General features: G+C 72.5%; 26 protein-coding genes. 12 read left to right on the plus strand and 14 right to left on the minus strand.

All coding sequences use genetic code 11. The annotated features are described in order from the left end of the window. Positions 1-41: 41 nt before the first annotated feature. From FIF60_RS14850 to FIF60_RS14860, 3 genes are read right to left on the minus strand one after another with little or no spacing between them, the layout of a single operon-like run. Positions 42-332, minus strand: a complete 291-nt coding sequence (locus FIF60_RS14850) for a DUF3253 domain-containing protein (RefSeq protein ID WP_144186877.1) — start codon at positions 330-332, stop codon at positions 42-44. Further along, on the minus strand, positions 329-1,852 hold the full coding sequence (locus tag FIF60_RS14855) for a cryptochrome/deoxyribodipyrimidine photo-lyase family protein (protein ID WP_144186878.1): 1,524 nt from the start codon (positions 1,850-1,852) through the stop codon (positions 329-331). The genes FIF60_RS14850 and FIF60_RS14855 overlap by 4 nt, the downstream gene beginning before the upstream one ends. Beyond that, the gene (locus tag FIF60_RS14860) at positions 1,852-2,496 is read right to left on the minus strand and encodes a hypothetical protein (protein WP_158639236.1); all 645 of its coding nucleotides are present in this window, start codon (positions 2,494-2,496) and stop codon (positions 1,852-1,854) included. The genes FIF60_RS14855 and FIF60_RS14860 overlap by 1 nt, the downstream gene beginning before the upstream one ends. Positions 2,497-2,574: 78 nt before the next feature. Here FIF60_RS14860 and FIF60_RS14865 point away from each other — a divergent pair, with 78 nt between their 5' ends. Continuing rightward, positions 2,575-3,411 (plus strand): aldo/keto reductase, encoded by an 837-nt coding sequence (locus FIF60_RS14865; RefSeq protein WP_144186880.1) that lies wholly within the window; start codon positions 2,575-2,577, stop codon positions 3,409-3,411. 12 nt (positions 3,412-3,423) lie between these two features. Here FIF60_RS14865 and FIF60_RS14870 read toward each other — a convergent pair whose 3' ends face one another. The 5 genes from FIF60_RS14870 to FIF60_RS14890 all read right to left on the minus strand — a co-directional run bounded on the left by FIF60_RS14870 (position 3,424) and on the right by FIF60_RS14890 (position 9,813). Continuing rightward, a complete protein-coding gene (locus FIF60_RS14870) occupies positions 3,424-4,599 on the minus strand; it encodes a hypothetical protein (protein ID WP_144186881.1) in 1,176 nt (391 codons plus the stop codon). Further along, on the minus strand, positions 4,596-5,489 hold the full coding sequence (locus FIF60_RS14875) for a hypothetical protein (protein ID WP_144186882.1): 894 nt from the start codon (positions 5,487-5,489) through the stop codon (positions 4,596-4,598). Before FIF60_RS14875 ends, FIF60_RS14870 begins: the two co-directional genes overlap by 4 nt. Positions 5,490-5,678: 189 nt before the next feature. Beyond that, on the minus strand, positions 5,679-6,305 hold the full coding sequence (locus FIF60_RS14880; RefSeq protein WP_144186883.1) for a redoxin domain-containing protein: 627 nt from the start codon (positions 6,303-6,305) through the stop codon (positions 5,679-5,681). A gap of 23 nt (positions 6,306-6,328) precedes the next feature. After that, a complete protein-coding gene (locus FIF60_RS14885; RefSeq protein WP_144186884.1) occupies positions 6,329-8,443 on the minus strand; it encodes a protein-disulfide reductase DsbD family protein in 2,115 nt (704 codons plus the stop codon). Positions 8,444-8,502: 59 nt separating this feature from the next. Further along, positions 8,503-9,813, minus strand: a complete 1,311-nt coding sequence (locus FIF60_RS14890; protein WP_144186885.1) for an RsmB/NOP family class I SAM-dependent RNA methyltransferase — start codon at positions 9,811-9,813, stop codon at positions 8,503-8,505. 48 nt (positions 9,814-9,861) lie between these two features. Between FIF60_RS14890 and FIF60_RS14895 the strand changes: the two genes are divergently transcribed. Then, on the plus strand, positions 9,862-11,550 hold the full coding sequence (locus FIF60_RS14895) for an ArnT family glycosyltransferase (protein WP_144186886.1): 1,689 nt from the start codon (positions 9,862-9,864) through the stop codon (positions 11,548-11,550). Here FIF60_RS14895 and htpX read toward each other — a convergent pair. Beyond that, a complete protein-coding gene (gene htpX, locus FIF60_RS14900; protein WP_144186887.1) occupies positions 11,547-12,470 on the minus strand; it encodes a zinc metalloprotease HtpX in 924 nt (307 codons plus the stop codon). The genes FIF60_RS14895 and htpX overlap by 4 nt on opposite strands. Positions 12,471-12,563: 93 nt before the next feature. Here htpX and FIF60_RS14905 point away from each other — a divergent pair, with 93 nt between their 5' ends. The 3 genes from FIF60_RS14905 (at position 12,564) to FIF60_RS14915 (ending at position 13,378) form a co-directional block, all read left to right on the plus strand. Then, positions 12,564-12,719: a DUF1674 domain-containing protein gene (locus FIF60_RS14905; RefSeq protein ID WP_239451648.1), complete on the plus strand. Its 156-nt coding sequence runs from the start codon at positions 12,564-12,566 to the stop codon at positions 12,717-12,719. Between the two features lie 192 nt (positions 12,720-12,911). Then, positions 12,912-13,139: a hypothetical protein gene (locus FIF60_RS14910; RefSeq protein WP_144186889.1), complete on the plus strand. Its 228-nt coding sequence runs from the start codon at positions 12,912-12,914 to the stop codon at positions 13,137-13,139. Next, a complete protein-coding gene (locus tag FIF60_RS14915; protein WP_158639237.1) occupies positions 13,121-13,378 on the plus strand; it encodes a thermonuclease family protein in 258 nt (85 codons plus the stop codon). Before FIF60_RS14910 ends, FIF60_RS14915 begins: the two co-directional genes overlap by 19 nt. A gap of 3 nt (positions 13,379-13,381) precedes the next feature. Here FIF60_RS14915 and FIF60_RS14920 read toward each other — a convergent pair whose 3' ends face one another. Beyond that, on the minus strand, positions 13,382-14,287 hold the full coding sequence (locus tag FIF60_RS14920; protein ID WP_158639238.1) for a LysR family transcriptional regulator: 906 nt from the start codon (positions 14,285-14,287) through the stop codon (positions 13,382-13,384). Between the two features lie 103 nt (positions 14,288-14,390). On the opposite strand from FIF60_RS14920, the gene FIF60_RS14925 reads away from it, so the two are divergent. Both FIF60_RS14925 and FIF60_RS14930 read left to right on the plus strand, forming a co-directional pair. After that, positions 14,391-15,311, plus strand: a complete 921-nt coding sequence (locus FIF60_RS14925) for an MBL fold metallo-hydrolase (protein WP_158639239.1) — start codon at positions 14,391-14,393, stop codon at positions 15,309-15,311. Continuing rightward, complete coding sequence (locus FIF60_RS14930; RefSeq protein WP_158639240.1) at positions 15,308-15,964, plus strand: SDR family NAD(P)-dependent oxidoreductase; 657 nt, start codon at positions 15,308-15,310, stop codon at positions 15,962-15,964. The genes FIF60_RS14925 and FIF60_RS14930 overlap by 4 nt, the downstream gene beginning before the upstream one ends. A 7-nt stretch (positions 15,965-15,971) precedes the next feature. Here FIF60_RS14930 and FIF60_RS14935 read toward each other — a convergent pair whose 3' ends face one another. Next, positions 15,972-16,715, minus strand: a complete 744-nt coding sequence (locus tag FIF60_RS14935; protein WP_144186894.1) for a ZIP family metal transporter — start codon at positions 16,713-16,715, stop codon at positions 15,972-15,974. Between the two features lie 97 nt (positions 16,716-16,812). On the opposite strand from FIF60_RS14935, the gene FIF60_RS14940 reads away from it, so the two are divergent. Together FIF60_RS14940 and FIF60_RS14945 are read left to right on the plus strand one after the other, a co-directional pair. Beyond that, the gene (locus FIF60_RS14940) at positions 16,813-17,520 is read left to right on the plus strand and encodes an NAD-dependent deacylase (RefSeq protein ID WP_144186895.1); all 708 of its coding nucleotides are present in this window, start codon (positions 16,813-16,815) and stop codon (positions 17,518-17,520) included. Then, entirely contained in the window at positions 17,510-18,091 is a 582-nt protein-coding gene (locus FIF60_RS14945; protein WP_144186896.1) for a uracil-DNA glycosylase family protein, read from the plus strand. Before FIF60_RS14940 ends, FIF60_RS14945 begins: the two co-directional genes overlap by 11 nt. Here FIF60_RS14945 and FIF60_RS14950 read toward each other — a convergent pair. Further along, complete coding sequence (locus FIF60_RS14950; protein ID WP_144186897.1) at positions 18,057-18,665, minus strand: SOUL family heme-binding protein; 609 nt, start codon at positions 18,663-18,665, stop codon at positions 18,057-18,059. The genes FIF60_RS14945 and FIF60_RS14950 overlap by 35 nt on opposite strands. A gap of 1 nt (position 18,666) precedes the next feature. Continuing rightward, positions 18,667-19,074, minus strand: coding sequence for a metallopeptidase family protein (locus FIF60_RS14955; protein ID WP_144186898.1), 408 nt, complete (start codon positions 19,072-19,074; stop codon positions 18,667-18,669). Positions 19,075-19,113: 39 nt separating this feature from the next. On the opposite strand from FIF60_RS14955, the gene FIF60_RS14960 reads away from it, so the two are divergent. The 3 genes from FIF60_RS14960 (at position 19,114) to FIF60_RS14970 (ending at position 20,297) form a co-directional block, all read left to right on the plus strand. Continuing rightward, on the plus strand, positions 19,114-19,407 hold the full coding sequence (locus tag FIF60_RS14960; protein WP_144186899.1) for a 4a-hydroxytetrahydrobiopterin dehydratase: 294 nt from the start codon (positions 19,114-19,116) through the stop codon (positions 19,405-19,407). 104 nt (positions 19,408-19,511) lie between these two features. Continuing rightward, positions 19,512-19,889 (plus strand): hypothetical protein, encoded by a 378-nt coding sequence (locus tag FIF60_RS14965; protein ID WP_144186900.1) that lies wholly within the window; start codon positions 19,512-19,514, stop codon positions 19,887-19,889. A gap of 36 nt (positions 19,890-19,925) precedes the next feature. Then, positions 19,926-20,297 (plus strand): I78 family peptidase inhibitor, encoded by a 372-nt coding sequence (locus FIF60_RS14970; RefSeq protein ID WP_144186901.1) that lies wholly within the window; start codon positions 19,926-19,928, stop codon positions 20,295-20,297. Positions 20,298-20,301: 4 nt separating this feature from the next. Here FIF60_RS14970 and maoP read toward each other — a convergent pair whose 3' ends face one another. Continuing rightward, positions 20,302-20,577 (minus strand): DUF413 domain-containing protein, encoded by a 276-nt coding sequence (gene maoP, locus FIF60_RS14975; RefSeq protein ID WP_144186902.1) that lies wholly within the window; start codon positions 20,575-20,577, stop codon positions 20,302-20,304. Positions 20,578-20,607 lie beyond the last annotated feature (30 nt).

Here is a 20,607-nt window from a genome sequence, read left to right on the forward strand (position 1 = left end):
TTCCGACGCGAAGGGCGGCCCTCGTGGCCGCCCTTTTCGTCTCAGGCGTCGGCTGAGGGCGGCGAGCCCTCGCTTACAGCGGCGAGGCGGATCACCCCACGGACCGGCTCGCCCGGCGGCAGCGGCTTGCCCTTCCGGAGGATCGCGATCCGGCCGTCCCGCGCGAGCGCGAGCGCAGTCTCGCGCACGGGGTGCATCAGCAGGCGCCAGACCTTCTCGTCGTTCCCCGCGATCGCGCGCGCGACCTCCGATGGGCAGATGCTCCTTCCCTCGCCGCGCGCGGCGGTGAGCGACAGGATCGTCCTCTCGATCTCGGAACGGTCCGCCCTCATTCGCCGAGCTCCAGCCGCGGCTGCGCGGGCGGCCGGCGGCTTCCCACCTGCCGCATGCCGGAGCGCCGGCTGCCGTGCCGGGCCTGAACCGCATCGGCCGCGGCGCGATAGGCCGGGCCATGACGCACGCCCCAGAGCCGCTCGCGCGCGGCCCGTGCCAGCGCCTCGTGATCGCCGATCGGTGCGGGGTAGCCCGCCGCGCCGCCTGCCCGCCAGGGCTCGAGCGCGAGCCGTCCGGGCAGGGCGCGAAGCTCGGGTACCCAGCGGCGGACGAAGGCGCCCTCGGGGTCCTGGTCGAAGCCCTGCTTCACCGGGTTGTACATGCGGATCGTGTTCACTCCCGTCACGCCCGACTGCATCTGCACCTGGCTCCAGTGGATGCCGGGCTCGTAGTCGGTAAAGAGCCTGGCGAGATGCAGCCCCACCGCGCGCCAGTCGAGCCCGAGGTGCATCGCGGCGACGGAGACGAGCATGGCGCGGGCGCGGAAGTTGAGCCACCCCGTCTCCACGAGGCAGCGCATGCAGGCATCGAGGAAGGGCCAGCCCGTGCGCCCCGCCGCCCAGGCCTCGAAGACCGGCTCGCCGGGGCCGGCGCCACCGATGCCGGCATAGGCAGGGTGCATCGCGCTGCGTTCGATCGCCGGCTCGGTTTCGATCTTCTGGATGAAGTGGCAGTGCCAGGCGAGCCGCGTGAGGAAGCTGTCGATGCCTTCGGCAAGCCCGCCCGATTCACCGTCACGCGCCCGCCGCGCCGCCTGCGCCGCCTCGCGCACCGAGAGCGTTCCGGCGGCGAGATGCGGCGAGAGGCGCGAGCATGAAGCCCAGCCGGCCAGCGGCGAGGACATCGCGCGGCGATAGGGCAGCGCACGGTCCGCCAGGAACGACCACAGAAGCGCCTCCGCCGCGCGCCTGCCGCCGCGCTGCCGCCCCGGGCATGGGTCGGGCGCGAGGCCGAGTGCCTGGGGATGCGGGATCGTGCCCGGGTCGAGGCCGAGCGGGGCGAGCGTGGCCGGGGCCGGCAGGACGGGCGCGCGGGTGAACCGCTCCCACCGGGCCGCCCAGCCGTCCCGGCTCGGCAGGGCGCGGATCGCGCCGTTCTGGCGATGCTCGTGGAACGGGATGGCGGCCTCGCGCGCCCAGGCCCGCACCGCGCGGTCGCGCGCGAAGTCCCGCTCTCCCGTACTTTCCTGGTGCGCATGGATGGCGCGGACCGGCATCGCCTCGGCGAGCGCGCTGAGGACGGCGAGGGGCTCGCCCGCGCGCACGACGAGGGGCTGGCCGAGGACGGCGAGATCGGCGCAAAGCTCCGCCGCGCTTTCGGCCTGGAAAAGATACTGCCGCGCCGAGGCCTCCTCCGCCGCCCAGAGCCCCGGCTCGACGATCCAGAGCGGCAGCACAGGCCCGGCCGCGGCGGCGGCAGCGAGGGGAGCGTGGTCGGCGACCCTGAGGTCGCGCTTGAACCAGACGATGCTGAGCCCGGGCATGGCCTGGAGATGGGCCTTGCCCGCCCGCTCCGCCATCAGCGGCGGAGCATGCGCTCGAGCTGCTCGAGGAAGGAGGATGTCGCGCTCGGCGCCGGAGGGCGTGGCGGCTGGCCCGAGGCGCGTTCGCGAAGGAGCGCGATCGCCCGCGACGTCTCGCCAAGGTCGAGCGCGAGAATGTCGTCCGACCCGCCGCCGGTCACCGCCCGGGCCGGGGCCTTCAGCCGCAGGAGCACCCGCCGTGCCTCGGGCAGAAGCGCGGCGGCCCGCGCCGAGGTCTCGCCGGGCTCGGGCGCGCAGATCGCATCGCGGCCCTCGAGCGTGCAGGGCATCACCATCGCCGGTTCGGAATCGAGCCGCAGCTCGACCGTACCGCCCACCGCGAGCGCCCCGCGCTGCGGGTCTGACAGGGATAGGGCGCGTGCCGTCACGGCCGGCAGGGCCTGGCCGTCGCGCAGAACGATCTCGAAGGCGACGCCGACGCTCGAGGCACGCTGCAGGTCGGGCAGCTCGAGCCAGAGGCGGTGGCGCAGCGTGCAGTCGCTCCGGTCTGTCATCGGGTCTGTCCGGCAGGTCATCACCCAGGGTCCGACCTGCTCGTCGCTCATCGCGGGCGTCACCACCCGCGCCTGGCCCAACGCCTCGCCACCGGCGAAGGCAACCACCACGGCCAGAGCCATCATTCCGCGCATCGTTCGTTCACCCTTCCCGCAAGGCGACGGTTCGACGCACCATATAGCCGCTGGGAGGGAGGATCGCACATGAGGAGGGTCAAGCTTCCGGATGGCACGGAGGTTCCCGCGCTCGGCCAGGGCACCTGGAAGATGGGCGAGGACCGTGCCGCGCGGAAGCAGGAGGTGGCGGCGCTGAGGCTCGGCCTCGATCTCGGCCTCACGCTGATCGACACCGCGGAGATGTACGCAGAGGGCGGTGCCGAGGAGGTGGTGGCAGAGGCGCTCGCCGGGCAGCGCGACCGCGCCTTCATCGTCTCCAAGGTCTATCCGCACAACGCCTCGCGCCGCGGTGTCGTGGCCGCCGCGCAGCGGTCTCTCAAGCGGCTCCGCACCGATCGGATCGACCTCTATCTGCTGCATTGGCGCGGTGGCGAGCCGCTCGAGGAGACCGTCGCCGGGTTCGAGGCGCTGCGTGCGTCGGGAAGCATCCTGCGCTGGGGCGTGTCCAACCTCGACACCGACGACATGGAGGAATTGTTCTCCTTCCCCGCCGGCCGGGCCTGCGCGACCGACCAGGTGCTCTACAACCCCGAAGCGCGCGGCATCGAGTTCGACCTGCTTCCCTGGTGCACCGAGCGCGGCATGCCTGTGATGGCATACTCTCCGGTCGGGCAGGGGGGGCGGCTGCTGCGCAGCGCCGCGCTGAAGGCGGGCGCGGCACGGCATGGGGTGAGCACCGCGCAGGTCGCTCTGGCCTGGGCTCTGCGGCACCGCGGCATGATCGCGATCCCGAAGGCGGCGGACGAGGCGCATGTGCGCGACAACGCCGCGGCCGCCACCCTCACGCTGACGGACGAGGATCTCGCGGCGATCGACGCGGCCTTTCCGCCGCCCTCGCGCAAGCGACCGCTTGCGATGATCTGACGGTCGCGGGCATCACGGCCAGAGGCCACGCTCCTCCAGCACCTTGAGGATGAGCGCGGCGCCGACCTGCTTCGAGACCTTCTCCGGATCGTACACGTGGTCGGCGACGAAGCGGCCCTTGGTGTAGAGGTTCGAGAAGCTCCAGAGATAGGGCGAGCGCATGCCCTTCGGCCGGTAGCCGAAGCCGTTGAAGCTCTCGAGCGCATGGAGCACCTGCGGCAGCGACCAGTCCGTGATGCCCTTGAACTTGAACCGCACGGCATCGAGCGCGCTCTCCTCCCACGTGCCTGTGCTCGTCCAGCCCGGTGGGCGGCCGGCCGGCACGCGCGTCGTCGGGGCGCCGAGGCTGTCGCCGTTGTGCAGGTGCTTGAAGAAGTCGTAGCCGCATTCGAGCCCATGCATGATACCGATGAGCTGCCAGGGCACCCCGCCGCTGCGGCGGCTGACCGCCTCGTACCGGGCGCGGCCCTGCAGCATCCTGTCGGTCGCCGCCTCCACCTCCTTGCGCTTCTCGGGGCGGATGCGGCAGGCGGCCCAGCACAGCCTGTAGTCCTCGGCGAGCTGCGCGAGCGTGTTGCCGCGCACCAGCGGCGGAAGCGAATCGGGCGCTGGTTCCGATGTGGCTGGCGCCGACGGTTTCGGGACGTCCGCCTCCGTCCGCGCCGCTGCGGCCGGGGCGGCAACGGGTTCAGCCGCGACAGGATCTTTGGCGGCAGGCGGAGGTGTGGCGACGACGGCGCCGGTATCCCCAGCCGGTGCTGAGGAAGGCGCCACTTCCGGTGCGTCCCCTCGGCTTGGCGCGGCCGCGGCAGGCAGCGTCGCGTCCTGCACCGCCGGCGGCTCGTCCTCTTCGACGGCCGGGAATTCCTGCGACGCGAAGGCTGCGCTCGCCGCGTCGGCCCGCTTCACCACGCGGTCGGCCGCGCCCTTGAACGCTCTCTGGATCAGCGGGTCGAAGGGGTTCACCCGCGCGGTGGCGAGCAGCGCCTCGAGCCGGCTGCTCGCTGCATCGACCGCCCTCGCAGCCTCGCGCGCATTGAGCACGGCGAGCACGTCGAGCTGGTCCTCGATCGCCTCGATCTGCCTGGAGAGTTCCTGGCGCAACGCGGGGTCGGTCGCGCTCCTCCGCTGCGCGACGAGCGCCTCGCTCATGGCGTTCAGCGTCGTGCGTGGATCCTCGCCGCTCATGGTGTCCTCCCCGCCTTGAGGATCGCGATCGCGCCCTCCGCGGCACGGGCCTGGATGAGCGCGCTGTCGGCCGAAGCAGAGAGCGAGGCAAGCGTCGGCGGCGAGCCGGGATTGCGCACCGCTGCGGCAAGCGCGGTCAGCGTCTGCGCGAGCTTGTCGAGCAGCACGACATAGTCGGCGACGAGCACCTGCGCCTCTGCCATCTGCACGAAGGCGGCGCGCCGCGCGGCGTCGTTGTCGGCAAGCGTGGTGCGCACCGCGCGCATCGGCTCGCGCGTGAGCGTCTCGTACGCGGCGGTCGAGGCCGCCTGCATCGCGGCGATCTGCTCGCGCACGATGGGCTCTCCCTCGAGCACGAGCCGGCGCAGCTCCTCGCCATTCTGCGCCCGTCCCCACCCGTCGATCAGCGGGCCGAGCTGCCTGGCGAGCGCCGCGAGGGGCAGCGCCGCGCCACCGGTCGCGACCGTGATCAGCCCGGCGACGGAGCCGGCGAGCGCGTTGATCTGGCCCTTCGCCTCCTCGACGGGCCTGCCCTCCGCGAGCATGACGAGCAGCTTGAAGTAGTCACCCACAAGGCCCATGCCGCGCCGAAGCGACGCCGTCAGCACGGGGTCGCCGACCGAGGAGAAATAGGCGGCGCTGGTGGGGTCGAACACCGTTGGCACGACGATGTCGCCGTCGCGCGGGGCACCTGTCGCGGCGAGCGTTCGCAGGTACGTGCGCCGCTCCGCAACCGAGAGATTGGCAAGCATCGCATCGCTGCGCCCGGCCACCGCCTCGTAGGCGGCATTCGCGCGCTGCACCTGCTCGCGCGGGATCGAGGGCCCGCACGCGGCAAGCGCGAGCAGGAGCCACAGCACCAGGCGGGCAGGCGAAAGGGGACGGGGCAAGGCAAACATCGCGGATCTCGGCCCTTGAGGGGCGGCCCGGTCTGACCGTCACGATCGCAGAATAGTCACCGCGTTACTGTTTTGCAATCGGAATGTTCTGGGCGGGCGTCGTGCAACGGCGGAGGGCGGCGGGGTCCCCCTCGCCGCCCTCGCGCGTGCCGATCGAAAGCCCCGTGCTGGGCCGGCGCGTCAGGCGCCGAAATACTTGATCACGCAGCCATAGGGCTGCGTCACCGCCTGCGCGGGCGCCCTTCCCTCGGCGATGGCGAGCATCGCGTCGCGGAGGAAGGGCTCGGCGCGCGGCACGTCCTCGACGCGGGTGGAGCGGATGCTGTCGATGCCGCCCATGTAGCGGAGGATGCCCGCGCCATCGATGACGAACATGTGCGGCGTCACCGTCGCTGCGTAGGCACGGGCGGCCACGCTCTGAGGGTCGAGCAGGACGGCGGCGGGGGTCGCGTTCCGGCTCTCGGTGAGCTCGCGCGCCTGCCCGCCGGTAACGTGGCCCTGCTCACCCTCGGGCGACGAAGCGATCGACAGCCACACAACGCCCCGCTCCTTCGCGAGCGCCTGCAGCGCCTGCATGTTGCCGCTGGTGTAGTGCTTCCGCACGAACGGGCAGTCATGGTTCGTCCACTCGAGCACGACGGCCTTGCCGCGGAACTCGGCGAGGCGGCGGATGGTTCCGTCCTGGTCGGGCAGGGCGAAGTCGGGCGCCGGCGCGCCGAGGCTCGGCGCAGCGAGGGCCTCGCGCGGCGCGGCGGCAACCAGCGCGAGGCCGGCGGCAAGAGTCGTGCGTCGTGTCAGAAGGCGCATGATCTTGTCTCCTCGTATGGATGTCAGATGGTCGAGCCGCGTGCGGCGCCGACGAGCGGGCCCTTGGCGGCTCCGATCGCGTCGAGAACGATCCCTTCGGTCAGGATCTGGGGCAGGATGGCGGGCGCGCCACCCCCGGCCGGGTAGTAGAGGTAGAGCGGCACGCCGTCGCGCTGATGCTGGCGGAGCAGGGCGGTGATCGCCGCGTCGCCGCGCGTCCAGTCCCCGACCAGTACGGCGACGTTGCGCTCGGCAAAGGCCAGCTGCACGGCGTCGGTGGTGAGCGCCACGCGCTCGTTCACCTTGCAGGTGATGCACCAGGCGGCGGTCATGTTCACGAACACGGGCCGCCCCTCCGCGCGAAGTGCGGCGACCCGCTCGGGCGACCATGGCTCGGCGTCGGGCAGGATCGAGACCGAGGCCGTCGCCGCGCCTGCCGGAGGGGAAGCGGCGTCGAGACGCGGTAGGAGCGCGACGGCACCGATCACCGCGGCGGCGGCGAGACCCTGCCCAATGCGCCGCCCGCGCCCGGCCGACCCCTGCGCCTGGCCAAGCGCCCAGAGGCCGAAGCCGAGCAGAACAGCACCCGCGAGAACGGCGAGCACCGCATCGGCCCCGCCCTGTTGCGCCAGGACCCAGACGAGCCAGACCGCCGCGGCGTACATCGGGAAGGCGAGGCCCTGGCGAAGCCGCTCCATCCACGCCCCCGGCCGCGGCAGGAAGCGGGCGAGGCCAGGAGCCGCGCCGAGAATCACGTAGGGCAACGCCATGCCGACGCCCAGGGCAGCGAACACCGCGAGCGTCGCCGCCGGCGGCATCGCGACCGCCGCGCCGATGGCGGCGGCCATGAACGGCGCGGTGCACGGGGTGGCGACCAGCACGGCGAGCGCGCCGGTGAAGAAGGCGCCAACCTTGCCGCCCTGCGACGCCGCGCCCTGGCCGAGCCCCATCGGTCCGCTCACCGCATAGACGCCCGAGAGGTTGAGCCCGACCGCGAGCATCAGCCACGCGAGCGCGGCGACGAAGACGGGCGAGGTGAACTGGAAGCCCCAGCCCGCCGCCATCCCCGCCCCCTTGAGCGCGACGAGAAGCCCGCCCAGGGCGAGGAAGGAGAGCACGACCCCGGCGGTGTAGGCAGCCGCATGGGCGCGGATCTCGCCCCGCGCTGCGCCCGAGAGCCGGGCAATCCCCATCGCCTTCATCGCGAGGATCGGGAACACGCAAGGCATCAGGTTCAGAATCAGCCCGCCAAGGGCGGCGAAGGCGATGGCCTGCCAGAGAGGCAGCCCCGGTGCGGCGGGCAACGCCGGAACAGGCCCGGGCGCTGCCGAGACCACGTAGCCGCTTCGCACGCCCCCCCGGTCGACGATCGAGACGAGGCCGGAGACGGAGGCGGGTACGGGCCCCACGCCACGGGCGAGCGACAGCGTCAGCACGCCGTCGCTGAGCGTCATCGGCTGCGGCGCGGCATGGTCGAGCACGCCCCAGTCTGCCGGGAAGAAGTAGGCCTCGCGCACCGAACCTGGCGCCAGGGCCTCGCCGGCGAGCGCGATCGCCCCGCCCTGGCCCTCGAAGCCGACGGTGACGGCAAAGGGCGAGGGGCGCGGCAGCGCCGCCTCCCCGGCGCGGATCATCTCCGCCGAGGCCGCCGCGGGGCGGGGCGTGCCCTCGACCGGAAGGTCGAGCCGGAACACCCCTTCCTCGGGGATGCAGATCTTCTCGCAGACGAGCCAGGAGGCGCTTGCCTCCAAGGCGAAACGGTCGCCCGGCTGGAGCGCCGCCGGCGGCGTCACCGTGGCGAGGAAGAGGACCTCGTTCTCGTAGCCGAAATTGACCAGGGGGCCGTAGGGGATGCGTTCTGGCGTCGGGAAGGCGAGGTCGGAGGCCGATGCCCCCTCTGGCAGCGCCAGCGCCATCTCCGGCGGCGCACCGGCATCGCCCGGGTTGGTCCAGTAGGTATGCCAGCCGGGAGCGAGGCGCTGGCGAAGCGCGATGCGGAAGGGCCGCCCCGGCGCGATCGCCTCGACGGACGAGACGACCGTGACGGTCGCCCGCGGCGAGGTGACGGGCGCGCTTTCGACCGCACCGGCGGCGCCGGGGGCGAGAAGCACGGACAGAGCTGTGAGCAGGCGCCACATGGGTCGAGAGGTAGCTTAGCAGGAAAGCCGGTCAACCTGACGTTCGCGTCAACCGGCCGTTACGATGCAACGCGGACGAGGCGGGCGGCGAAGAACCCGTCCATCCCGCCGCGCTCGGGCCACAGCGCAGGCGTGGTGCGGAGATGCCCCTCCGCCGTCCGCGCCTCGGCAACGGCCGCGATCTCCGCCTCGGTGAACGGCTCGGGGCGGAGCGGCAGGCCGGCGGCAAGCGCGCGTGCCACCGCCCCCTCGCCCTCTGCGGGTTCGAGGCTGCACACGGCGTAGACCAGCCTTCCCCCCTGCTTCAGCATCCGTGCGGCGGCGGCGAGAAGCCCATCCTGCGCCGGGGCAAGGGCGGCGACGTCCCGCTCGCGCTTCACGCGGGCAATGTCCGGGTGGCGGCGGATCGTGCCCGTCGCCGTGCAGGGGGCGTCGAGGAGCACGGCATCGAACGCCTCGGAAGGCGTCCAGGTCGCCGCATCGGCGACCACGATCTCGGCCGCGAGCGCGAGGCGGGCCAGGTTCTCGCCGATCCTGCCCGCCCGGTCGGGTGCGCGCTCGACAGCCGTGACCGACGCGCCGGCGGCGGCGAGTTGCGCCGTCTTGCCGCCGGGGGCCGCGCAGAGATCGGCCACGCGCTCGCCAGGCTTCGCGGCGAGAAGCCGGGCGGGGAGTGCCGCCGCGGCGTCCTGCACCCACCACGCCCCCTCGGCGAACCCGTCGAGCTCGCGCACAGGCGCATGGTCCGCCGGAAGACGGAGAGAGCCGGTCGGGAGGAGGGTGGCACCGAGCCGGGCGGCCCAGGCGGACCCGTCCTCGCCGGGCTTCAGGGTGAGGTCGAGCGGGGCCTCGCGCTGGTGCGCGACGGCGATGGCGCGCGCCGTCGCCGGACCATAGGCGGCGTGCCAGGAGCGCCAGAGCCAGTCGGGCGTGTCGAGGCGCGGCCCATCGAGCCCCGCCAGCGTGCCCTGCCCCTCTGCCGCCACGCGCCGAAGCACGGCATTGGCGAGACCGGCGAAGCTGTCCCCCTTCGGCAGCGTCCTGACGGCCGCGACCGTCTCGCCCACCGCCGCATGCGGCTGGGTGCCGAGGAACAGAAGCTGCGCTGCCCCGGTCCGGAGCGCATGCAGCACCGCATCGGGCGGCGCGCGCCGCAGGAAGGGCTCGAGCACCGCATCGAGCGTGCCGAGGCGGCGAAGCACGGTCGCAGCGATCAGGTGGGCGAAGCCGCGGTCCCGCGCAGCCATCTCGGGCATCGCGCCAAGCGCCTCGTCGAGCGTGCGACGACGGCCCAGAACAGCCTCGAGAAGCGTGACGGCGGCGCGCCGGGCCGCGACGCCGGAGGACGAGGGCGATGACGATCTCTCCATCGGCGCATTCATGGCGCGCGGGGCGGATCGGGGCTAGAAGGCGCGCGCATGGCCGCCCCCCACCTCCTCGACCGCATCCTCGGCACGCGCCACCCAACGCTTCTCGTGCTGGCGATCTGCCTCGCCGCGTTCCTGCCCGGCTTCTTCTCCCTGCCGCCGTCCGACCGGGACGAGGCGCGCTTCGCCCAGGCGACGAAGCAGATGCTCGAGACGGGCGATTTCGTGGCCATCCGCTTCGGCGACGTCGCGCGGAACAAGAAGCCCGTCGGCATCCACTGGGCGCAGGCCGCGAGCGTGAGCGTGGCGGAAGGGCTCGGGCTCGCGACGAGGACGAGCATCTGGCCCTACCGGATCCCCTCGCTTCTCGGAGCGATGCTCGCCGCGCTCGCCACGCTCTGGTTCGGGCGGGGGATCTTCGGCCCGCGCGCGGCCCTGCTCGCAGCGCTCGCCCTGCCCGTGTCGGTCGTCGTCGTCGTCGAGGCGCATATCGCCAAGACGGATGCCGCCCTTCTCGGCGTCATCGCGGTGATGATGGGGCTGTTCGCCCAGGCCTATCTCCGCCCTGCAGCCTTCGGGGCGCCCTGCGCGGCCGGGTTCTGGGCGGCGCTCGGGGCAGGCGCGCTGCTGAAGGGGCCGGTCGCGCCGATGGTCGCGGGTCTCGCGGCGCTGGTCCTCTACGTGCTCGACCGCCGCGCGAAACGCCCGCGCGACTGGCTCGCCGCCCTTCGCCCGGCCTGGGGCCTGCCGCTGGCACTTCTGATCGTCCTGCCCTGGGCGGTGCTGATCTGGATCGCGACGGACGGCGCCTTCTTCGCTGACGCGATCGGCGGCGATCTCGGCGGCAAGGTGGCGGGGGCGGACGAGGCGCATGGCGGGCCGCCGGGCTATCACCTCCTGCTCGTCTCGCTCACCCTCTTCCCGCTCGGCCTTGTCGTGCTGCGGGCGATTCCCGGCACCTGGGCTGCGCGCACCGAGCCGGCGGTGCGGTTCCTGCTCGCCTGGATCATCCCGACCTGGATCGTGTTCGAGCTTCTGCCCACGAAGCTGCCGCACTACGTCTCCGTCACCTTCCCCGCCGTGCTGATGCTCACCTCCGCCTGGCTTCTCGACCCTGCGCGGCGGGAGCCGCCGCGCTGGCTCGCGCGCGTTTCCGCCGTGCTCTGGTTCGCGGCGCTGGCGATCCTTGCCGCGCTCGCCCTCGCCGTTCCGATCGCCGCGCGGAGCTTCACCTGGGGCAGCCCGCTCGTTCTCGCCGCGGCCGGGCTGCTCGCCTGGGTCGGCTGGGGTGCCCTGAGGCGGAAGGACCTCGCCACCCTCGCCGCGGCCGGGCTCATCCTCTCTCCGGTGGTGACGGGCGCGCTTCTGCAGGGCGTGCTGCCGCGCGCCGAGGCGCTCTGGATCGCCCCGCGCGTCGTCGCCGCGCTCGATGCGCACTGGGCGGCGACGGGGGGGCGGCCGCCCGCGGACGAGCGGCCCTTCGCCACCGCGGGGTTCCACGAGCCCTCGCTCGTCTTCCTCGCAGGCACCGACACCCGCCTTGTCGCGAACGGGCAGGAGGCGGCGCAGCATCTCGCCGAACGCCCGCGCGGTGTGGCGCTGGTGCGCGAGCGCTACCAGGCCGCGTTCATGGCCGAGGCAGCGCGGCTCGGCATCGGCGTGCGGGCGGTGGGCACGGTCGCTGGCCTCAACTACAGCCGCGGCCAGCGACTGACGCTGGTTCTCTACGCGCGGGACTAGCCGCCCGAGCGTGGCACCGAACCGCCGGCCCGGCGCGGCGAGGAGGAAGGCGGCGGCGGCGCAGGCGGCTGGCCGCCCCATTCGTGCGCGAGCTTCTCGAGCGCTGCGACGCGGTTCTCGGTGGCGGGGTGGGTGGAGAACAGGTTGTCCATCCGCGCCCCGGAAAGCGGGTTGACGATCCAGAGATGGGCCGTCGCCGGGTTCGCCTCGGCGTGGTGGTTCTCGATCCCCCGCGCGTAGTTCTGCAGCGAGACGAGGGCGGAGGCGAGCGCGCGGGGGTCGCCCGAGATCTCCGCGCCCACGCGGTCGGCCTCGTATTCGCGGGAGCGGCTGATCGCGAACTGCACGATGCCGGCAGCGAGCGGGGCAATGATCAGCATCGCGAGCATCACGATCGGGTTCGGGCGGTTCTCGCCAGACCCGCCGCGGAAGAAGAAGCCGAACTGGGCGAGCATCGAGATCGCGCCCGCGACCGTCGCCGTCACGGTCATGATCAGCGTGTCGCGGTTGCGGATATGGGCGAGCTCGTGCGCGACGACGCCGGCGACCTCTGCCTCCGACAGCCGGGTGAGCAGGCCGCGATTGACCGCGACGGCGGCGTTCTGCGGGTTCCGCCCCGTGGCGAAGGCGTTCGGCTGGTCCTCGTCGATGACGTAGAGCTTGGGCATCGGCAGCCCCGCGCGCTTCGCGAGCGCCTCGGTCATCGCGTAGAGCCGGGGGGCGTCGCGCGGGCCGATCTCCTGCGCGTTGTGCATCCGGAGTACGACCTTGTCGCTGTTCCAGTAGGCGAACAGGTTCATGCCGCCGGCGAAAAGCAGCGCGATGATCATCCCCTGCTCGCCGCCGAGCGCGAGGCCGATGGCGCCGAACAGCGCCGTGAGCACGGCAAGCAGGATGGCGGTCTTGATGTAGCCGGACATGCCCCGCAGCTCCCCCGGTGTGTGGTCTTGCGGTCGGTGTATATCAGGGCCGCGCCCGCTTGGCGCAAAGCCCGGCGCCATCACATGAGCAGCATGAGCACGGACAAGCCAGAGACCGCGAAGCCCGAGACGGTCGCGCCGAAGCCCGAGGCGAAGGACAAGCCACCCCGCGAGATCGGCGGGCCGAAGGGCCCGGAGCCGACCCGCTATGGCGACTGGGAGCAGAAAGGCCGCTGCACCGACTTCTGAACACGTTGATTTCGCAGCGTTTTCTGCGCGATCGCCGCGCCTGTCGGCGGAATGAGAACGCGCTTGTGGGCGCGCGTCCGATTCGCCCACAGCATCTTGTGGACGAATCGTATGACAGGAACGGTCCTGATTCGTTCGCCCGAATCGGATCGGCTCATTGTTTGTTAAGCATTCGCACGCCACTGTCGGCATATGCCGTTCCCGCTCTGTTCCTTCCGGCTACGTAACGCCTTCGTCGGCCTCGCCGCGCTCGCCCTCGCCGGCCTCCCCCATGCGCCCGCCTTGGCGACCGACACGATCGCCGGGCCCGTGGAGGCGACGCTGCTTCGGGTGATCGACGGCGACACGCTTCTCGTCCGCGCCCGCGTCCCGTCTGGCTCGACCTCGAGGTGGTCACCCGCGTGCGGCTGCGCGACGTGAACGCGCCCGAGCTCCGCTCCCGCGACGAGGCGGAGCGGGAGCGTGCTGCGGCGGCCCGGGTCTTCACCGCCTCGCTCGCGGAGGGGGCCGCGCTGGTCCTGACGGAGGTTGCGCACGACAAGTATGGCGGCCGCGTCGTCGCCCGCGTTTCCGTCGGCGGCGAGGATCTCGGCGCGGCCCTGCTCGCAAGCGGCCATGCACGCCCGCTCGGTCCGCGCGGGCGCAGGACCCCCGGCTGAGGCTCAGAGCGCCGACGCCGCCTGCCTGACGATCCCCCGCAGCCACGCGAGCGCCTTGTCGCGCCGCGTGAGCGGGCTTGCCAGCATCATGACGCGCCACTCCTCGGTCGCGATCGGCAGGGGGAAGGTCGCGATGTCGCCGCCGCGAAGGACGGGAGCGAGCCGCGACGGCACCGCGGCGAGCAGGTCCGAGCCGGCGAGCAGGGCCGGCAGGGCAAGAAGGTGCGGCAGGCTGAGCGCCACGCGGCGGCTGCGGTCACGCCGGGCGAGGATGTCGTCCACCTCGCCGCGCATGTCGCCACGCAGCGTGAACAAGGCGTGCGGCCAGGCAAGCCAGGCATCGAGGGTGACCGGCGCCTCAAGCACGGGATGCGCCTTCCGCGCGATCCCGATGAACCGGTCGCGGAACAGGGTGGTGGTGACCAGCCGGGGCGGCGCGGCCCGGAACGTGCCGATCACCACATCGGCCTGCCCGCGGTCGAGCAGCCCGACGGCGTCGTCCTTCGCAAGCCCGATGATCCTGATGGCGATCCCTGGCGCTGCCTCGCGCAGCAGCCCGAGCACGCGCGGCATCAGGACGAGGGTGACGGAATCGGAGGCCGCGATTGTGAAACGGCGCTCCGCCCGGCCTGGCTCGAACGCCACGTCCGCGGCGACCGCGCTGCGCAGCAGCGCCAGCGCCTCGGCGATGCGCGGCCCGATCGCCTCCGCCCGCGGTGTCGGTTGCATGGTGGCGCCGACGCGGATGAAGAGCTCGTCGCCGAGGAGCCTGCGAAGCCGGGAAAGCGCCGCACTCATGGCCGGCTGGCCGATGCCCTGCCGGCGCGCCGCGCCGGTGACGCTGCGCTCGGCGTACAAGGCCTCGAAGGCTGCGAGCAGATTCAAGTCGAGTGCACTTTCGGCCGGCATCGATCCCATCCATGCGCTGCATCGACGGGATCGATTGGCGCTCCCGCGTTCCGTCCACATCCTCAGGCGTGCCGATCACAGAAAGCAACAGAAGGACGAGGCCATGACGCTGTCGCGCCGGAGTATCGCCACCCTGCCTCTGCTCGCATCGCTCGCCGTGGCGCGCTTCTCGACGACAGCACGCGCGCAAGGCGCGGCCCCCTCGGTGCGGCCCGTCAACACTCCGGGCGAGGGCGCGGTGAACACCTGGCTGCTGATCGGCAGTGATGGCGTCACGATCGTCGACTGCCAGCGCACGGTCCCCGAGGGGGAGATGGTTGTCGCGGCCGTGCGTGCGCTGAACCGACGCGTCGAGGCGATCGTGCTGACCCACGAGCACCCCGACCACGCCGCGGGGCTGCAGGTCATCTCCCGCGCCTTCGCCGGCGTTCCCATCATGGCCTCCGCAGAGACGGCACGCGCGCTCGAGGCGTCCAAGCCCGCGATGCTGCCGCTGATGCAGCGGATCTTCGGCCCCGCCGCCCCGACCGACTTTCCCGCGCCGACGCGCATCGTGCGCGACGGCGAGACCGTCACGCTCGGCGGCCGGAGCTGGCGCATCGACGAGCATGGGCCAGGCGAGGCGCAGAGCATGACGACACTGTACGCGGCGGACGCAGGGCTGCTGCTGGCCTCCGACCTCGTCGGCAACCGCGTGACGCCCTACCTGCTCGAGGGGCTCACGGGCCAGTGGCTCGAGCAGCTCGAGCGGGTGCGCGCGCGCTACCCGAGCGGCACGGTCGCACTGCCCGGGCACGGCACACCGGCAGCGTTCGGGCTGCTCGCCGCGGAGCAGGTCGACTACCTCTCCGCGTTCCGCGGCATGGTGCGCGAAAGGCTGCGCGACGGGGCCTGGAGCGAGGCCGCACGCGCACGCGTCGTCGCCGAGGCGGAGGAGACCTGGCCTGGCTGGCCGACGGTCGTTCCCATCCCGACGCTGCTGGCCCAGAACGCCGACGCCGTCGCGCGGGAGCTCGGCCGGTGAGCGGCGTCTGCGCGGTGCTTGGCGCCGGTCCCGGCGTCGGGCTTGCGGTGGCGCGGCGGTTCGCGCGCGAGGGATTCGCGATCGGCCTCGCCGCACGCAGCGCCTCCCGCCTCGAGCAGGAGGCAGCCGCGCTTGGCGTCCCCGCCAGCGTTGCCGGTGCCGACCTCTCCGACCCCGAGGCCGTGGCGGCCGCGCTCGGCGCCATCGCCGCCGCGCTCGGTGCGCCGACCGTGCTCGTCTGGAACGCGGCAGGGGTCACGCCTGGCCCCGCGATGGCACTCTCCGTCGAGGCCTTCGCGCGCGACCTTGCCCTCTCTGTCACCGGTGCATTCGCTGCGGCGCGCGCCGTCTACCCTGCGATGCGCGCCGCAGGCGGCGGCACGATGCTGTTCACCGGAGGCGGGCTTGCGCTGAACCCCGGTTATGGCGCGGGGGTCGCCTCGCTCACGGCAGGGAAGTCGGCCCTGCGCGGCCTCGTCCACGCGCTCGCGGGAGAGCTTGACGGCGAGGGTATCCATGTCGGCACCGTGACGATCGCCGGCACGGTCGCACCGGGCACCGCCTTCGATCCCGAAAGGATCGCCGAGCGCTTCTGGGCGCTGCACGCGGAGCCCCGGGAAGGCTGGACGGTCGAGGCGGTGGTGTCGGGTTGACGCCTGCTCAGCCGCCGGGGATCACGGCGAAGAGCCCGAGCATCGCGACGGCAGCGAGAATCGCGACCAGCAGCACAGAGCGCGTATCGGCCACGCGCCGCGCCTCGGGGATCATGTCCGACACCGCCATCCAGGCCATCGCCCCGGCGGCGAAGCCGAGGCCGGCGGGCAGGAGCGTGGCGAAGACGAGCACCGAGAGGTAGGCCGGCACGGCAAGCAGAGGCTGTGGCAGGGAGGAGAACACGCTCCACCACGCCGCTGACCGCCAGGACACGCCGCGCGGGACGAGCACGAGGCTGATCGCAAGCCCCTCGGGGATGTTGTGGATCGCCATCGCGATGGTCACGAACCAGCCGAGCGGTGCGCCGTCGCCGAAGGCCACGCCGACGCCTATGCCCTCGGCGGCCGAGTGCAGCGTCATGATGCCGACGATAAGGATGGCGCGGCGCGCATCCGCGCCCTTGAGAGCGCCGAGGTCGAGGTCCTCGAACCGGGACAGGACCGCATCGGAGACGCGGATGAAGGCCACCCCGGCGACGGCCCCGATCGCGGCCGCGAGCGGGCCGAGCTTCACCCCCTCGAGCGCCAGCATACCCGAGGCCGCGAGCATCAGGCCGGCCGCGGCAGCGTTGCCGAGCGCGAGACCGCGCGCGCCGAGCGAGGCGGGGCCGACGACGGCGAAGGGCAATGCCCCGAGCCCGGTGGCGAGCGCCGTCAGCAGCGCGGCAGCGAAGACGAGAGGCCATTCCATGGCCGCGCCATTCACCACGCGCCACGATGAAAGTCCAATGATTTCAATAACTTGATCATGCGACGCAATTGCAGTCGTCGCAGGCTATGCTGCGGCCATGCCTCACCCCTCCATCGTTATCCTCACCGGCGCGGGCATCAGCCGCGAAAGCGGGCTCGCGACCTTCCGCGACGCTGACGGCATCTGGGCGACGGTGCGGATCGAGGATGTCGCGACCCCGCGTGCCTTCGCCCGCGACCCTGCCCGGGTGCACGGGTTCTACAACGCCCGCCGCCGGGCGCTGGCCGACCCCGCCGTCCAGCCGAACGCCGCGCACCACGCGCTCGTCGAGCTCGAGCGGCGCTGGCCCGCGCCCGTGCTTGTCGTCACCCAGAACGTCGATGACCTGCATGACCGCGCAGGCCAGCGGAACCTGATCCACATGCATGGCGAGCTCGCCCGCGCGCGCTGCCGCCTGTGCGATGCCGTCACCGAGTGGCGCGAGGACCTCTCGACCGACACCGCCTGCCCCGCCTGCGGCCGCACGGGCGGGATGCGGCCGCACATCGTCTGGTTCGAGGAGATGCCTATGCAGATGGAGGCGATCGGCGCAGCCCTCGATGCCTGCGGGCTGTTCGTCTCGATCGGCACCTCGGGCAACGTCTATCCCGCGGCCGGGTTCGTCGCGGAGGTGCGCGGGCGGGCGCGGACGGTCGAGCTCAACCTCGAACGCTCCGCCGGCACGACCATGTTCGACGAGGCGATCCACGGGCCGGCGACCGTGGTGGTGCCGGGCTTCGTGCGGCGCCTGCTCGATGCGGCCTGAGGGCTTCCTCGCGCTGGTCTCGGAGCTTCGCGCCTGCACGGCCTGCGCGGGGCTGCCGCTCGGGCCTCGCCCTGTGTTCCAGCTTTCGCCGGATGCGCGGCTTCTCATCACCAGCCAGGCGCCCGGAACCAAGGCGCACCTTTCCGGCCAGCCCTTCACCGACGCCTCGGGAGACAGGCTGCGGGAGTGGCTCGGCCTCGACGAGGAGCAGTTCTACGGCGGCCGCGTCGCGATCCTGCCGACCGGGCTCTGCTATCCGGGGCGCCTGCCGAAGGGCGGAGACGCGCCGCCGCGCCCGAACTGCGCACCGCTCTGGCACCCACGGGTGGTGCCGATGCTCGCGCGGGTTGGGCTGAGGCTTCTCGTCGGCGGCTATGCGGTGCGGCTCGTGCTCGGCAAGGACACGAAGCTCGAGGATGCGGTGCGCCGCTACGCTGATTTCCTGCCGAGCCACTTCCCGCTGCCGCACCCGTCCTGGCGCACGCGCGCCTGGGCGGCGCGGAACCCGTGGTTCGAGGCCGAGGTTCTGCCCGCCCTCAAGCGGGAGGTTGCGCGGGCTCTCGCTGGCTGACGCGGACGGCGACCTCGTTGCGCCTGAGCGTCGGCACCGTCCAGGGCGGGTCGTAGAACCAGCCTTCCGGCTCGCCCTCGGCCTGCCAGGCGCCAGAGGAGAGCGCGGCCATCAGCCGCGCCTTGCGCAGCGCAACGGCATCGGCGGTCGGCACGCCCCGGAAACGCATCACCGCATAGTCCCCGCCCGGAACGGTGATGATCCGCACCGATGCGTCGCGAGGGCGCGGCAGCGTCTGCTCGGTGTAGCCGGCGGGCATGAAGAAGCGCACCGTCCACCCCCCCGCCCCGGCAGGTGACTGCGCGACGGGAATGGTCATCGCCACCTTCTCGCGCGCCTCGTTGCCGCCGAAGATGAAGCCCGCGAGCGGCCGGAACCCGGCCTGCCGGGCCGCGCCCTCCTCTCCGGGAACGGTCACCTCCGCGGCCAGCCTGTCGCCGTAGCGCCGCACCTCGGCGCCGTTGACGAGGCCGATCACCTCGTAGTGCGGCTCCTCGGTCGCATCCCTCACGCCAAGGACCGTGCCGGCAGAACCGACCGCTTCCGCGAGCCCTTCGAGCACACGACCCAGCATCTCACGCCTCCCTCTCGAGCCGGGCGATCTCTGCATCGGAGAAGCCCACCTGGTGGGCGACCTCATGGATGAGCACGTTGCGCACGAGCGAGGGGAGCGTCACGTCACCCTCGATCCATTCGGCGAGGATCGGCAGGCGATAGAGGAAGATGGCGGGCGGCATCGCCGATGGGTGGGTGACGCTTCGCTCCGTCATCGGCACACCGCGCCAGAGGCCGGTCAGGTCCCACGGGTTCTCGAGGCCGAGATCGGCCAGCGTCTCCTCGTCGGGCATCTCCTCCACGAGGATGTGAACACCGTCGAGAATGCCGGCGAGGTGCCGCGGCAGGCGCTGCGCGGCCCAGGCGAGCGCCTCGTCGGCCAGCGCGACGATCTCCTCGGTGGTGGGCGCGGTGGTGAAGCGGCGCATGCGCACCACATGGGCAATTCGCAGAGGGAGGGCAAGCACATGGCGGTCGAGAAGTTGACGGAGGCCGAACGGGCCGGGCTCGCTGCGGCCCTGCCACGGTGGGGGATGGTTGAGGGGCGGGACGCGATCACGCGAAGCTTCCGCTTCGCGGATTTCTCGGAGGCCTGGGGCTTCATGAGCCGAGTCGCACTGCTCGCCGAGGCGCAGGACCATCACCCAGAATGGTCGAACGTGTGGAACCGGGTGGAGATCGTTCTCTCGACGCACGACGCGGGCGGACTTTCGGCGCGCGACGTCCGGCTCGCCAAGGCGATCGACGCGGTATCCGGATAAGGGGCATGCCGCGTTCTTAACGCGACCGCAATCATCGCACTGCATGCTGCATCAATCATCATTAACCATGATCGGTCTCGAGAGCCGCTCACAGGGGCATCCGCATGAGCATCAAGGAGCAACGGCGCATCATCTTCGGCCTGCCGGCCCTGCGGGAGGCCGTGCAGGCGCACATGCCCGACATCGCGCCCGCGCTCGTTCCGCGCGGCGCCCAGGTGAAGGGCATCGCGCTGTCGGCCGACCCGCTCGCCGCGCGCATCCGGGTGCTTGCCCAGGGGGCGCATGAGCCCTGCGAGGCCGAGCTCTCGGCGGCGCATCTCGGCGCAGTGCTGATCCGGCGCTGCAAGGTCCTGAACATCCCCCTGCCGAGGAACGCCAAGAAGGCGCTCGAGGGCGACGCGAACGGCATCGCCATGATCGTGACGCTGACGCACGAGGCGCAGAGCATCTCGCATCTCTCGGCGCACCGGGTCGGCGCCTGAGGCGCGCCCCGGGCAAGGGAACGGGCACGGGACATCGTGCTGGTGTATCGTGCCGGGATGATGATGCTTCCGCGGCCTGAGGGCTGGTTCCGGCCCGCCCCGACCCCGCTTCGCCCCGTGCGCTGGAACAGGCTCGCCGCGTCGCTCACGGTCCTGCTCGCGATCGCGCTGGTGATGACCTTCCTCGCCCCGCATGCGAGGGGTTCCGAACGCGCCTGCGCGGCCGCGGCCGAGGCGGTCATGCGCGAGCATGGCGGCCGGGTTCTGCCGGACGGCTGGAAGCCGGAAGGCGTGGCGCGCGTGCGCATCCTCGGGCCGAACGACGCAGCCACGATGGATTTCGACACCGCGCGCCTGACCGTCCGCGTCGACGCCGCGCGACGGGTGACCGGGGCCCGCTGCGAATAGAGGATTATCGTCGCTTCAGCCTGAGCCTGGCTTCCGAGCGGCTTTCCTTGTCCGGCCTGGTTCGCATCGGCTCGGTGGCGAGCGCCCTGTCCGCCCGGGCCACACCCTCGCGCCAGCGGGCGAAGGCCCGCTCGTGCTCGGTTTCGGGCTCGACCTCGCCGCGCGCTGCGGCGACGAAGCGCCTCTGCGCCGCCGTGGCAGGTGCCCGGGCGCCTTCGGCCAGCGCCCGGTAGAACGGCAGGTGGCGGCGGATCAGCGCCGCGAAGCGGGCCTCGTCCATGGCCAGAAGCTTAGCACGACCGGCATATCC

Origin of the sequence: Elioraea rosea, assembly GCF_007644105.1 — a bacterium.
GTDB lineage: Bacteria > Pseudomonadota > Alphaproteobacteria > Acetobacterales > Acetobacteraceae > Elioraea_A > Elioraea_A rosea.

What these genes read in the sequence shown, in the direction of transcription:
- FIF60_RS14910 (WP_144186889.1), top strand. Translation starts at nt 12,912, where the DNA reads ATGCCGTTCCCGCTCTGTTCCTTCCGGCTACGTAACGCCTTCGTCGGC.
- FIF60_RS14905 (WP_239451648.1), top strand. Translation starts at nt 12,564, where the DNA reads ATGAGCACGGACAAGCCAGAGACCGCGAAGCCCGAGACGGTCGCGCCG.
- FIF60_RS14865 (WP_144186880.1), top strand. Translation starts at nt 2,575, where the DNA reads ATGAGGAGGGTCAAGCTTCCGGATGGCACGGAGGTTCCCGCGCTCGGC.
- FIF60_RS14850 (WP_144186877.1), bottom strand. Translation starts at nt 332, where the DNA reads ATGAGGGCGGACCGTTCCGAGATCGAGAGGACGATCCTGTCGCTCACC.
- FIF60_RS14955 (WP_144186898.1), bottom strand. Translation starts at nt 19,074, where the DNA reads ATGCGCCGCTTCACCACCGCGCCCACCACCGAGGAGATCGTCGCGCTG.
- maoP (WP_144186902.1), bottom strand. Translation starts at nt 20,577, where the DNA reads ATGGACGAGGCCCGCTTCGCGGCGCTGATCCGCCGCCACCTGCCGTTC.
- FIF60_RS14965 (WP_144186900.1), top strand. Translation starts at nt 19,512, where the DNA reads ATGAGCATCAAGGAGCAACGGCGCATCATCTTCGGCCTGCCGGCCCTG.
- FIF60_RS14885 (WP_144186884.1), bottom strand. Translation starts at nt 8,443, where the DNA reads ATGTGGCGCCTGCTCACAGCTCTGTCCGTGCTTCTCGCCCCCGGCGCC.
- FIF60_RS14920 (WP_158639238.1), bottom strand. Translation starts at nt 14,287, where the DNA reads ATGCCGGCCGAAAGTGCACTCGACTTGAATCTGCTCGCAGCCTTCGAG.
- FIF60_RS14880 (WP_144186883.1), bottom strand. Translation starts at nt 6,305, where the DNA reads ATGCGCCTTCTGACACGACGCACGACTCTTGCCGCCGGCCTCGCGCTG.
- FIF60_RS14960 (WP_144186899.1), top strand. Translation starts at nt 19,114, where the DNA reads ATGGCGGTCGAGAAGTTGACGGAGGCCGAACGGGCCGGGCTCGCTGCG.
- FIF60_RS14870 (WP_144186881.1), bottom strand. Translation starts at nt 4,599, where the DNA reads ATGAGCGGCGAGGATCCACGCACGACGCTGAACGCCATGAGCGAGGCG.
- FIF60_RS14895 (WP_144186886.1), top strand. Translation starts at nt 9,862, where the DNA reads ATGGCCGCCCCCCACCTCCTCGACCGCATCCTCGGCACGCGCCACCCA.
- FIF60_RS14860 (WP_158639236.1), bottom strand. Translation starts at nt 2,496, where the DNA reads ATGATGGCTCTGGCCGTGGTGGTTGCCTTCGCCGGTGGCGAGGCGTTG.
- FIF60_RS14940 (WP_144186895.1), top strand. Translation starts at nt 16,813, where the DNA reads ATGCCTCACCCCTCCATCGTTATCCTCACCGGCGCGGGCATCAGCCGC.
- FIF60_RS14935 (WP_144186894.1), bottom strand. Translation starts at nt 16,715, where the DNA reads ATGGAATGGCCTCTCGTCTTCGCTGCCGCGCTGCTGACGGCGCTCGCC.
- FIF60_RS14855 (WP_144186878.1), bottom strand. Translation starts at nt 1,852, where the DNA reads ATGGCGGAGCGGGCGGGCAAGGCCCATCTCCAGGCCATGCCCGGGCTC.
- FIF60_RS14890 (WP_144186885.1), bottom strand. Translation starts at nt 9,813, where the DNA reads ATGGAGAGATCGTCATCGCCCTCGTCCTCCGGCGTCGCGGCCCGGCGC.
- FIF60_RS14925 (WP_158639239.1), top strand. Translation starts at nt 14,391, where the DNA reads ATGACGCTGTCGCGCCGGAGTATCGCCACCCTGCCTCTGCTCGCATCG.
- FIF60_RS14950 (WP_144186897.1), bottom strand. Translation starts at nt 18,665, where the DNA reads ATGCTGGGTCGTGTGCTCGAAGGGCTCGCGGAAGCGGTCGGTTCTGCC.
- htpX (WP_144186887.1), bottom strand. Translation starts at nt 12,470, where the DNA reads ATGTCCGGCTACATCAAGACCGCCATCCTGCTTGCCGTGCTCACGGCG.
- FIF60_RS14945 (WP_144186896.1), top strand. Translation starts at nt 17,510, where the DNA reads ATGCGGCCTGAGGGCTTCCTCGCGCTGGTCTCGGAGCTTCGCGCCTGC.